Here is an 11,764-nt window from a genome sequence, read left to right on the forward strand (position 1 = left end):
GGCGTCGTCACGGATGTGCGACCTTTTGTGCGGCAGGTTTTTTCGTGCGCTGCCGAGGACAGTCGTTGCGTTGCCCGGCAGGCTGCTATGATGTTGCCAGGGCAAACCGGCTCAATGTCTATCGTGCCGGCCGGGGTGGCCCTGATAGCTGTGCTATCAGGGCGGCGAAGCCGTTGGAGGCTGCATTTCGATGTAATTCCACGTGGGGCCACGCGGCAGGTGGGCCCAGACGTGCACGTCTGGGTGACGAAGTCACAGGAAGCCGCTGTCCGTCGCGGCAGGGTTCAGACGAGACAAGCTGAGTTCACGTCGGTAAGCAGCCTCTTGTGGCTGCGCCACTCAGACGCACGCGTCTGAGCCATCCTTAAAGATGTTGATCAGACGCCGGCTGGAAACATCGATGCCATGGAACCCGACGCGAATTCGATACAGGGTCATCATCAGGAAGCAGACAACTCATGAATGAACGTTACGCAGAACTGGTTTCACAGCTTCAGCAGGTCGGATTGCTTGGCTCGATCGGCAGTGTGCTCGGCTGGGAGCAGGAGACCTACATGCCGGGCGGAGGAGCGGAACTTCGCTCTCGACAGATCAGCCTGATCGCTGGCATGGCACATCAGCGGGCGACCGCTCCGGAGCTCGGCGAGCTTCTGGCCGAACTGTCGACCCAGGACTGGGGCGATCCGCACAGTCCGGAAGCGGTGAATGTTCGGGAAGCCCGTCGCGATTACGAGCGTGCCACGAAACTTCCGCAGCGACTGGTCGAAGAACTGTCGCGGGTGACGACGCTCTCTCAACAGGCGTGGAGTCAGGCCCGAAAGAAGAACAACTTCGCCGACTTCCAGCCGTGGCTGCAGCAGGTCATTGAACTCAAACGCGAAGAAGCCCGCTGTCTGCAGGAAGACGGCGGACCGCTTTACGATACGCTGCTCGATCACTACGAACCCCGAATGACCACAGCCGAACTGCAGGCGACCTTTCAACCATTGCGGGACCAGTTGGTTCCACTGGTCGCCGAGATTGCGGAGGCGAAGAATCGGCCCGACACCTCGATTCCGACCCGCAGCTATCCGGTCGCCGCTCAACGAGCTTTCGCCGAAGAGGCGGCACGGGCCATCGGTTTCGATTTCGATCGCGGTCGGCTCGACGAATCGGCTCATCCGTTCTGCAGCGGTTTCGGTCCCGGCGACTGCCGGCTCACGACGCGATTCGATGACCGCTTCTTCAACATGGCTTTCTTCGGCACGCTGCATGAAGCCGGCCATGGCATCTACGAGCAGGGGCTGAATCCGGACGCGTTTGGCCTGCCGATGGGGGCAGCGGTCTCGCTCGGCATTCACGAATCGCAGTCCAGAATGTGGGAAAATCTTGTCGGCCGGTCACGACCGTTCTGGGACCACTTCTACACTCGGGCGCAGCACTATTTTCCGGAAGCTCTCGGCAACGTGAAGCTGGACGACTTTTATCGAGCCGTGAACACCGTGGAGCCCTCGTTCATTCGTGTTGAAGCCGACGAAGTGACGTACAATCTCCACATCATGTTGCGATTCGAACTGGAGCAGATGCTGATTAGTGGCGAACTCGACGCAGCCGATGTCCCGACGGCCTGGAACGAGAAGTTCGAAGCCTATCTCGGTCTGGTGCCGCCGGATGATGCTCACGGCTGTCTGCAGGATGTGCACTGGTCGGCCGGATTGATTGGCTACTTCCCCACGTACGCCCTGGGCAATGTTTACGCCTCGCAGTTCTTTGGCGCCGCTCACGACCAGATCTCCGGACTGGACGATCTGATCGCGAAGGGCGAGTTTGCACCGCTGAAGAAGTGGCTCAACGAGAACATCCACCAGCGTGGACAACAATATTCCGCTCTCGACCTGGTGAAGGTCGTGACCAACCATGAGTTTGATGCCGAACCGCTCGTGACTCATCTGCGGACCAAGTTCCGCGATGTGTATCGGCTAAGTTAGAGCATTTTCATGCTTCTCCTGCAAACGCCTGCAGTTGGAGTTTGAATTTGCTCCAGGACGTGAGCAGCTCGGGAGAGCATTCGCGAGCCACGAGCTGGAATTCGCGATCCGCAGCAAATAGTTTGGACGGCTCCCTTGCAGGCCCCTGCGGAATCGGGTCTGCTGAGGAGTCGGTAAGACAATGGACACGTTTGTCCGGTTTTGAGATTACGGTGAAATGGTGATGACAGAGACGACCAACATGCAGACCGCTCCCCTTCATGAAGTACTGGTGAACCAGGTCGAAGAGATCCTGAGACGGTCGGAAGAAAAGAGCCAGCCGCTCGAAGTCGACCCGATTCGCGGCGAACTGTTCGAACTGTTCGTAGTGGCACACGGAGCCGGCTTCCTCGAAGAGAACGCCGAGCATGACCTGACAGCCGACGAACTCTGCAAGCTTCTCGCGACCCGCTGGGGTCTCGATCAGGCGGCTCAGAGCAGTGTGGCCCGTCAGGAAAAGCTCGACAGTGATCACCTCGTCAAGATGCGTGTCCTCTGGTCGCTGTTGCGATTGTGGATGGAGTGGACCTATGCCTGGCAGCGCTGGGACGAATTTCATCCGCCAGCTGACGGGGAGTCCTCAGCGGAGTCGAACTGAGTCGACGTCTGTTCTTACGATCGGCTCGTCAGGTCTTCGCAAGGGGCGGGAGTGCTTACGGCTCATACGGAGCCATGACAAGCAGCCAGAACGGCATCCTCCAATTCCTGAATTTTTCATCGGAATCGCTATTGTCAGAACCTCGACTCAGTGCAAGAATTCGGGCACATGGGTCACGCCAAACGCAACGTGACAAAAGGTTCTGTCGTCAAGATGGGCCGGGATTGGCTTGCCGGTTCAGGCGACGAGTTCTATTCATCTAGAGAGGAGGTGGTCTTGTGACAAGTGACTGTTGTTGTAGCCAGAGAGGTGGCACCGCTTAGCAAGGGCGGACGGTCGGCGGGTTGTTTGCCCGAGTGCCACCGTCTCGTCAGGATCACCTTCAAGACATTTCCGGGTTGTCCTTCTGCCGAAGGACGGCAAACCAAACTGGAAATGATCTTCGATCCGAACGAGGTTATCAACGCAGGACGTTAGTCCCGCATGCTTAATGCCTCGGCTCTTCTTCGGAAGAGTCGAGGTTTTTTCATGCGCGCTCCGAAGAGTCCCCGCCTGCTCTCGGGGTCCATGCATGAGGCTCCGAGTTCCCAAGGCCCCGGGAGCAACTGGTGTTAATCGCCAGTTTATTCAAGCACGTTTCAGCGGGCTTGTTGCAAGATTGCCGCCTACCATCTCGTTTCTTAACCCGAAGCGTGAGCGAGGGCCGCTGGTCGTTGGCCGCCCGGTCTGTCGGATTCGATAACGATGAATAGGTGTGCCACTGGCGTCTCGCCAGTGCTCTTCGTTGTTGACGAGGCATTGCGTGCTGTTGAGCCGAAGTGGTTGGAATCCTGATGGTCTTTCACTGAAACGAGGGTCCAGTACTCCACTGGCGAGACGCCAGTGGCACGCGGCGTTTCGACGTGTTGCGGTGAATACATGCCGAGCCATGAGCGGGGGCCGTGCCCCCTGTCATCTCGCTTCGGGTTGGGATTGGAGGGACGCGGTGGCCCATTGGCATTCGTCAATTCGCGTTCATGGGCTGCTCACGGAATCTTCACGGCTGTTCGACACCATCTCGGCAGCGGACGTGGACCCGCGACAGAACCATTCAGCAGTGAGGAGTCTTGGAAGTGCGACGCAGGCAGGGAGCCGACGATGAACGACCGATTTGACGACTTCAACGGGCAGCGATACTGGCTCGACATCGACGACGATTCCCCCACGTTCTATCAGTTGCTCGCCATCGATCCCGGTGAGTCTGATCCCGAGATTATCCGACGGGCGGCTGTTCAGCGGCGGAAACTCGTGCAGTCGAAACGAGGGTCCGGGCACGATTCGGTCGTCAGTTCGCTGCTGTATCAGATTGGTGAAGCCGAGACGACGCTCCTCTCTTCGTCGTTGCGGGAAGACTATGACCGCCGACTCGCTCACACGGTTCGCAGCCGGGCCGACCACGGGGAACAAAGCTCCGACGCTTTTGAGTTCGTTGACGAAATCGAAGACGAGCCCGTCGACGGGGGCGATCTGCATTTGAAAAAGCTGCTCGCCATCGCCGGCACCGCAGCCCTGCTTCTGATCATGGGCTTCTTCGCCTGGCCGTCGAATGACGAGCCTCTCGACCCAGCGGCTGCGAACGCGGATCTGGCTGCGGCTGATATCGATCTTGAGTCGGACGAGGACTCCAACGCGACCATGTCGAACGCAACGAACGACAGCCGTGCATCTGGAAATGAAACTGTGACCAACAGCCCGGTCACCGCTCGTCGCCTGCGGGAACTCAATACGCTGGGCGACGAACGCGGCCCCTGGGTTTCGTCGGACGGACTGACGATTTACTGGTGGGTGCGGCCCGATCCGAATGCAGAATCCGAAATCTGGACAGCGAGCAGGCTCGACGCTCAGGCGGTGTTCTCCCGGAAGCGATTGCTTCGAATCGGCGAAGCCCCCACGTTCACGGGCGATCAACTGGAGATGGTTTTTCTGCCGGGACGCGACGAGGACCTGAAGATGCACGTGGCCGCTCGATCCTCCCGGGAGGACGAGTTCGGGCCAGCGACGGAGATCCCGCCACTCCGGGAACTTAACTGCACGAATCCTTCGCTCAGCAGCGACGGATTAATGCTGCTGGTTGAACAGCGGGAGTCTGGCTCTCCGCTGCTGTTGACCCGACCGACTCGAGAACAACCCTGGCGTGAACCGGTTCCGTTGCCGACCGGGCCGTTCGATGAAACGCGTCTCAAGTCGCTGTCTTTGGGCGAGAACGGATTGAGGCTTTACGCCACTCTCGCCGCCGATTCGGAAACGGAATCTTCAACCCAGATCGCTCGATCGACGCGTTCCACCATCGGGGATCCATTCGCGCAGCTTGAAGTGGCTCGCGTAGCTGGCGTGGGATTCGATCTGGCCGACCCGTATTCTTCGGGCGAAACCGACGACGTCTATTTCGTCAGTGGGCGAGCTTCAGGGGATCTGTGGCGCATCGCCGCCGAGGACCTGCGGTGGACGCGCTTCGAATCGATTCCCTGACACCGACTGGAATCCCCTACGCTCGCTGACGCTTTGGTCAGGATCGCGCGAGACCTCGCCAGAAACACTGCTTCGCGCCTCGGATTCCTCTGCTACACTCGGAGATGAATTCTCGGCTCGCACCTGTGTCCTTTCGTATGGCAGATCGACATCATGCCTCTGAAGAGTGGCTACCAATCGGAGTTTCGTTGCCGTCCGCAGTTTCGGGACGGCCAAACCGTGTTTCGTGTCTGGGCTCCCGGCAGGAAACATGTGGAACTGGTTCTTGAGAACGACGCTCGTCCTATGGAGCGGAAGGATTGGGGGTACTGGGAACTGAGTCTGCCGGAGTTACCCGAGGGGACGCAGTACGGGTATCGGCTCGACAGCGGTCCGGTCCGACCCGATCCCTGCACGATGTGGCAGCCGGATGGCGTGCATCAGATGTCGGCGCTGGTGCGAACAGATCGATTTTCCTGGAGCGATCAACACTGGCAGCCGCATGAGCGGGAGCATCTTGTCTTCTATGAACTGCACGTGGGAACGTTCACGCCGGAAGGAACCTTCGAGGCTGTCATTCCCCGACTGCAGGAGCTGAAAGAGCTGGGGATCACGGCGATTGAACTGCTGCCCGTCTCCCAGTTTCCCGGCGAGCGGAACTGGGGATACGACGGCGTTCATCCGTATGCGGCTCAGAACACCTATGGAGGTCCACTGGAGTTGCAGAAGCTGGTCGATGCCGCCCACGCGGTTGGGCTTTCGATCTACCTGGACGTGGTTTACAACCATCTCGGGCCGGAGGGGAATTACCTCTCTGAATTCGGCCCGTATTACTCGGCCAGTTATTCAACGCCCTGGGGCCCGGCGCTCAACTACGACGGACGCGACAGCGACGCGGTTCGGAACTTCGTGCTCGAGAATGTGCATCACTGGATTCACGATTTTCATTTCGATGGACTTCGGCTCGATGCCGTGCATGCGATTTTCGATAAGAGTCCGATTCACCTCCTGGCCGAAATCAAACAGGTTGCCGATGCCGCTGCCCAAAAGCGTGAGAGTCGAGCCGTGGTTGTCGCCGAAAGTCTGATGAACGACGTGCGCATGATTCGCTCGCTCGGAGAAGGAGGCTACGGACTCGATGCGGAATGGAACGAGGATTTCCATCATGCGGTGCAGGCGTATCTGACCGGCGAAGAGTTCGGCAAGTACTCCGACTTTGGCGAAGCGTCTCATCTCGCAACGATTTTTGAGAAGACGTTCAGCCTGGCCGGTCGGTACAGTCGTTTCCGCGGTCGCCGCTGGGGGGCGGAAGCGGCGGGTCTGTCGGGGACCCGATTTGTCGCCGGGATCCAGAATCACGATCACGTCGGCAACCGGGCTCGCGGCGAACGGATTGCTCATCTGGTGTCGCCGGCTCAGTGTCGACTCGCCGCTTCCATGTCGCTGCTCAGTCCGTTTCTGCCACTCATCTTTATGGGCGAAGAGTATGGCGAAACGAATCCGTTTCCGTTCTTCTGTTCGTTCCAGGATGAAGGTTTGATCGAGAACGTCCGCAAAGGGCGAGCCCGCGACTACGATTTCGAAGGCGAGGTACCCGATCCGCAGGATCCCGCGGAGTTTCAGAAGGCGATCCTCAGCTGGAGCTGGCCTGAGGAGACCGATTCGGCGGGAATGCGGCGGCTCTATCAGAGCCTGCTCGACTTCCGGCGGAGTCAGCCGATTCTGCATCAGAATTCATCCCGGGAAGCCCGTCTGTTGCCCGACGAGAAACAGGGACTGGTGCTGGAATGGAAATACTCGGCGGCTGCCGGCGAAGAATCGCTGGCGGATGAAGAGGACGATCTGTACTGCTACTTCAATCTCACAGGCGTCGAGCAGAGCCTGAAGTCGGCTCATCTTCCAGAGAATCTCAACGTGCTGTTCCTGTCGGAAGTCGGATCCTTCGGCACGCATTCGCAACCGGCAGACAGCGTCGAACTGAAGCTTCAACCGTGGGAGTGCATGGTGATCGGAAAGCCACGCAGCTGATGGCTTTTTTGTCCGGCAGTGTCTAGGATGGATGCACGGTCTCCGATGTGTGAACACGGGCAGGTCAGGCGGTGCTTCACCTGTCGATCGTTGTCAGTCGTTGAGATCAAGATCGCACCGTCGGGCAAGCCAGTAGTGGAATCCCTCGCATGACAAATGCCGGCAGGCGGACGACTACGGTTTCGGCTCTACGGTCTATTCCATTCCTCATTCTGAGGCGAATTTTTATGAAGTCAATCCAGTGGACCTGCTTGCTACTGTTGCTCCTTTCGGGTTCAGTAACGGCCGCCGAGCGTCCGAATCTCGTGCTTATCATTGCGGATGACTGCACCTATAGCGATCTCGGCACCTACGGCGGACAGGCGAAGACGCCGAATCTTGACGCCCTGGCTGCTGAAGGGATGAAGTTCACGCAATGCTTCCAGTCCGCCCCGATGTGTTCGCCGACACGGCACAATATCTACACCGGTCTGTTCCCGGTGAAGTCGGGGGCGTATCCGAATCATACGTTCGCCAAGAAGGGGACGAAGAGCATCGTCCACGATCTGAAGCCGCTCGGTTATCGCGTGCATCTCTCCGGCAAGCGACACATCGGACCGGTGGAGGTCTTTCCGTTCGAGTATTCCGGGAAGAGCAATCCCGACATGCAGGTCATCAATACGCTGTTTCAGGAATGCAAAGCCGACGAGCAGCCGTTCTGTCTGATCGCCTGCTCGAACGAGCCGCACACGCCGTGGAATAAGGGGGATGCGTCCCAATACGATCCCGACGAACTTGAGTTCCCGCCCTACCTTGTCGGCACGCCGCACGTTCGCGAGCAGTTCACGAAGTACCTCGCTGAGATCACGTACTTCGACAGTCAGATTGGGGAAATCGTCGATCTGCTGGAGAAGCACGGCCTCGAGGACGATACGCTGGTGATGGTGCTTTCCGAGCAGGGAAACAGTCTGCCGTTCGCCAAGTGGACCTGTTACGAAGCCGGCGTCGCTTCGGGAATGGTGGTCCGATGGCCGGGCCGCGTGAAGCCGGGAAGCGAAACCGATGCCATGGTGGAGTATGTCGACATTTTACCGACGTTCGTTGAAGCAGCGGGTGGGAACATTCGCAAAACGCTCGACGGGAAGAGCTTTCTGCCGGTGCTGCAGGGAGAGCGGGACGACCACAAAAAGGTCACCTATAGCCTGATGACGACGCGGGGAATTAACAACGGTTCGGAGTACTATCCCATTCGTTCCGCCCGCAACGAACAGTTCCGTCTGATCTGGAATCTGAGTCCGGATGTCACCTTCCAGAACGCCTGCACAGAGAGTTCGGAATTCAAGTCGATGGAACAGGCGGCGGCCTCCGGAAACGAACAGGCGCGAGAGTTGACTGAAAAGTATCAGCATCGTCCCGAGTACGAACTGTACGATGTCGTCAACGATCCACACAACATGCGAAATCTGGCCGGGGAGAAAGAATTCGACGGGGAGATGGCATCCCTGCGGAAATCGCTGGAAGCGTGGATGGCGGACCAGGGCGATGAGGGCATCGCCACCGAAATGGCCGCCGGGGATCATCAGAATCGTGGCAGGAAGCCCGCCGGTAAGAATGCCCGGCAGAAATCCCGGAAGAACGCCAGCAGCCGCTGAGTCTCCTTCGCTTTCCTATTGCTTTTCGACTGCTTCACCAGGAACCATTTCATGCACCGCACGCTTATCTGGTCAATGACACTGCTGTTGACTCTCTGTCTGACGGACTCTCTTATCGCGGCGAACCCGGAGGCTCCCCGACCGAACATCATCATCGTTCTGGTCGATGACATGGGCTTCTCGGATCTGGGGTGTTACGGCAGCGAGATTGAGACGCCGCACATCGATCAGCTGGCCGAGAAGGGGCTGCGGTTTACGCAGTTTTACAACTCGGGCCGTTGCTGTCCGACGCGGGCGAGTCTGATGACCGGACTGCATCCGCATCAGGTCGGCATCGGCCACATGACGGCTTCTCCCGGCAAGCCGCTGGGATTTGAAGGGGCCTATCAGGGGTACCTGAACCAGAACTGCACCACGGTTGCCGAAGTGCTCAAGTCAGCCGGCTATCAAACGCTGATGACCGGCAAGTGGCATCTCGGAGCCGAACAGCAGGAATGCTGGCCGCTGCAGCGTGGGTTCGATCGTTATTTCGGCTGCATCAGCGGCGCGATCAACTACTTTAAACCGGGTGGCGATCGCGGGCTCACGCTCGGCAACAGGAACGTCGACGTGCCGAAGGACTTCTACGCCACCGATACCTTCACCGACTACGCCTGCGAGTTTATTTCCGACGCCTCGAAGAACGAGGAACAGCCGTTCTTTCTGTATCTGGCGTACAATGCACCCCACTGGCCGCTCAACGCGAAAGTCGAAGACTTCGAGAAGTATCGTGGCAAGTACACGGCCGGCTGGGAGAAGCTGATGCAGGACCGCTTCCGCAAGCAGGTCGAGCTCGGTTTGTTTCCGGAGGACACTGAGCAGGCGTCGCATGTCGGGCCGAAGTGGGATTCGCTTAATGACAACCAGCGGGATCGTCTTGATGCCGTGATGGCGGCTTACGCCGGCTGCGTCGATTCGATTGATCAGAATATCGGCCGGCTCATCGAGCATTTAAAAGACGAGGACGAGTACGAGAACACGGTCATCTTTTTCCTCTCCGACAACGGGGCATGTCAGGAAGGCGGCACGCTGGGGCAGGGAGGGGAGAAGATGGTCCGCAACCCGCCGCTCGAAACGGTCGACGGCGTGAAGCTCGGCCTCGCCTGGGCGAACGCCTGCAACACGCCGTTCCGCCTCTACAAGCATTATGTCCATGAGGGGGGCGCCTGCACGCCGATGATCGCCCACTGGCCGGCCGGCATCGCCGACAGCGACGAAGGGACGTTCGTTCGCGAGTACGCTTATTTGCCGGACTTCATGGCGACGTGTGTCGAACTCTCCGGAGCCACCTATCCGGAAGGCAAGCCCGCTCATGCCGGCCAGTCGATGCTCCCTCTGCTGAAAGGCATTGAGAAGGCGATTCATTCGGAACCCATTTACTGGGAACACGAAGGGAATGCCGCGATGCGGATGGGGAACTGGAAGCTCGTTCGCGAGTACAGAAAGCCCTGGGAACTCTACGACATCAGCCAGGACCGCACCGAACTCCACGACCTGGCGACCGCCCACCCCGACCAGAAACAGAAGATGGTCGCCATGTGGGAAGAATGGGCCACCGCCCACGACGTCGCCTTCCCGGAACGGTTCAATATGTACGAGTTCCTGAGAAAACAGGGACAGGACGGGAAGTGAATTCGGGTTTTGGAGGCTCACGCCAAGGCGCCAAGACGCAACGTTTTCGCGTGGGCGGTCTTGTCCGATTCGGTTGGCGGTGCCTGACCTACGGGACTGATAGCACAGCTATCAAGGCCGCCCGCGAATACATTGAAGCCTTGAGGTACAGCGAGAAGTTCTCCGAAGTTTCGCCCGGAGAATGGTAGCCTGCATATCAGTAGCTGGGGTAATAGTTCATTGGACGCGGGAAAAGGAGCTTTTTAACTTCGTCCGCTTCGATCAGCAGTACGGTCGTGAGGGCCAGTGAGACGAAGACGGAGAAGCTGGCGAACAGAAGCAGAACGAGGAAACGGATCCAGTCGCGACCTGAAAAGCCGCTCGAATAACTCGTCAGCTTGCGAATCTGCCACAGAGCGGCCAGTGCAAGCGGGAAGGCGAACATCCCAAAGACAGAGTGCCATGCGACCCGACGGAACAGGCTCTGCACGACTTCCGCATCCCGCGATGACTCGCTTCCGGGATGGTCAACTGCGGCTGCCAGTCGGCCGCTCTTGAGAACCTCTTTCGCGTGCGATACGAACTCGTCCGCAACATGCAAATGAACCTGAGGCAACGATGAAGGAAGTAACGCTGCCGCTCCCACGAGGCTGAACGAGTCTTCGTTTTCGATCCGGGATTGAATGCCTTCCTGCTGCAGAACGATGGCGGCGATTCTGGCATCGTTCGCGTTATCGAAACTGGCCACTCGCTCAAAAGACATGCGGTTATTTCTTTCAGATCGACGGACTCAGTCGGCAGGTCAGGCGTTGTGCTGCGTCCAGGTGGCTTATGCCTCACGCAAAGTCGCGAAGACGCAAAGGAATTCCGACGGAACTGATCAGGCACGAGAGCCGGTGATCGACTCAGGGCTTGTTTGCTCTCGACCTCTCACCGATGATGATGGAATGGATCAAGAGCCTGGCAAACTACTGAGCACGCCGACGCGAACTATCGGGTTGATGTGTTATACCGTCTTCCTGACAGTTAGCACGCATGTCTGCGTACTGTCGTTGCTCTGGTATTTGATTACCGTTGAAGAGATCCTGCCGGGCAATCTCCTCTTTGTGTTTGCACTTCCATTTGTTGCGATGGCTGCTGCTTGCGCTGTCTTTGTTGCAGTTTGCTCACGTTACCGCTTTCTACAGAGAATGACAGACTTGGTCTTTAAGGTCGTTGTCGTCCCCTTGTTGATCATCACCACATTTGCCGTGAATGGCTATTTCGTTCGTGAGTTCTCAACCTGGGGTTAACGACTCCCGACGAATTAGTTCATTCGGTCGATTTGAAACCGGCTCGACTTTGCGGCTTTGCGACTTTGCGTG

General features: G+C 58.2%; 8 protein-coding genes. 7 read left to right on the top strand and 1 reads right to left on the bottom strand.

Annotated features, from left to right (window positions below; genetic code table 11):
* The first annotated feature begins 458 nt into the window (after nt 1-458).
* The 6 genes from L1A08_RS06725 to L1A08_RS06750 all read left to right on the top strand — a co-directional run bounded on the left by L1A08_RS06725 (nt 459) and on the right by L1A08_RS06750 (nt 10,421).
* On the top strand, nt 459-1,967 hold the full coding sequence (locus L1A08_RS06725; RefSeq protein WP_238755549.1) for a carboxypeptidase M32: 1,509 nt from the start codon (nt 459-461) through the stop codon (nt 1,965-1,967).
* A gap of 223 nt (nt 1,968-2,190) precedes the next feature.
* On the top strand, nt 2,191-2,604 hold the full coding sequence (locus L1A08_RS06730) for a hypothetical protein (RefSeq protein ID WP_238755550.1): 414 nt from the start codon (nt 2,191-2,193) through the stop codon (nt 2,602-2,604).
* Between the two features lie 1,137 nt (nt 2,605-3,741).
* The gene (locus tag L1A08_RS06735; protein ID WP_238755551.1) at nt 3,742-5,112 is read left to right on the top strand and encodes a hypothetical protein; all 1,371 of its coding nucleotides are present in this window, start codon (nt 3,742-3,744) and stop codon (nt 5,110-5,112) included.
* A gap of 153 nt (nt 5,113-5,265) precedes the next feature.
* On the top strand, nt 5,266-7,119 hold the full coding sequence (treZ, locus tag L1A08_RS06740) for a malto-oligosyltrehalose trehalohydrolase (protein WP_238755552.1): 1,854 nt from the start codon (nt 5,266-5,268) through the stop codon (nt 7,117-7,119).
* Between the two features lie 227 nt (nt 7,120-7,346).
* Complete coding sequence (locus L1A08_RS06745; protein ID WP_238755553.1) at nt 7,347-8,750, top strand: sulfatase family protein; 1,404 nt, start codon at nt 7,347-7,349, stop codon at nt 8,748-8,750.
* Nucleotides 8,751-8,801: 51 nt separating this feature from the next.
* Nucleotides 8,802-10,421: an arylsulfatase gene (locus tag L1A08_RS06750; protein ID WP_238755554.1), complete on the top strand. Its 1,620-nt coding sequence runs from the start codon at nt 8,802-8,804 to the stop codon at nt 10,419-10,421.
* Between the two features lie 196 nt (nt 10,422-10,617).
* Here L1A08_RS06750 and L1A08_RS06755 read toward each other — a convergent pair whose 3' ends face one another.
* Nucleotides 10,618-11,163, bottom strand: a complete 546-nt coding sequence (locus L1A08_RS06755; protein WP_238755555.1) for a putative signal transducing protein — start codon at nt 11,161-11,163, stop codon at nt 10,618-10,620.
* Nucleotides 11,164-11,347: 184 nt separating this feature from the next.
* Between L1A08_RS06755 and L1A08_RS06760 the strand changes: the two genes are divergently transcribed.
* Entirely contained in the window at nt 11,348-11,692 is a 345-nt protein-coding gene (locus L1A08_RS06760; RefSeq protein ID WP_238755556.1) for a hypothetical protein, read from the top strand.
* The last annotated feature ends 72 nt before the right edge of the window (nt 11,693-11,764 follow it).

The sequence above is a fragment of the Rubinisphaera margarita genome (genome assembly GCF_022267515.1).
Classification (GTDB): Bacteria; Planctomycetota; Planctomycetia; order Planctomycetales; family Planctomycetaceae; genus Rubinisphaera; species Rubinisphaera margarita.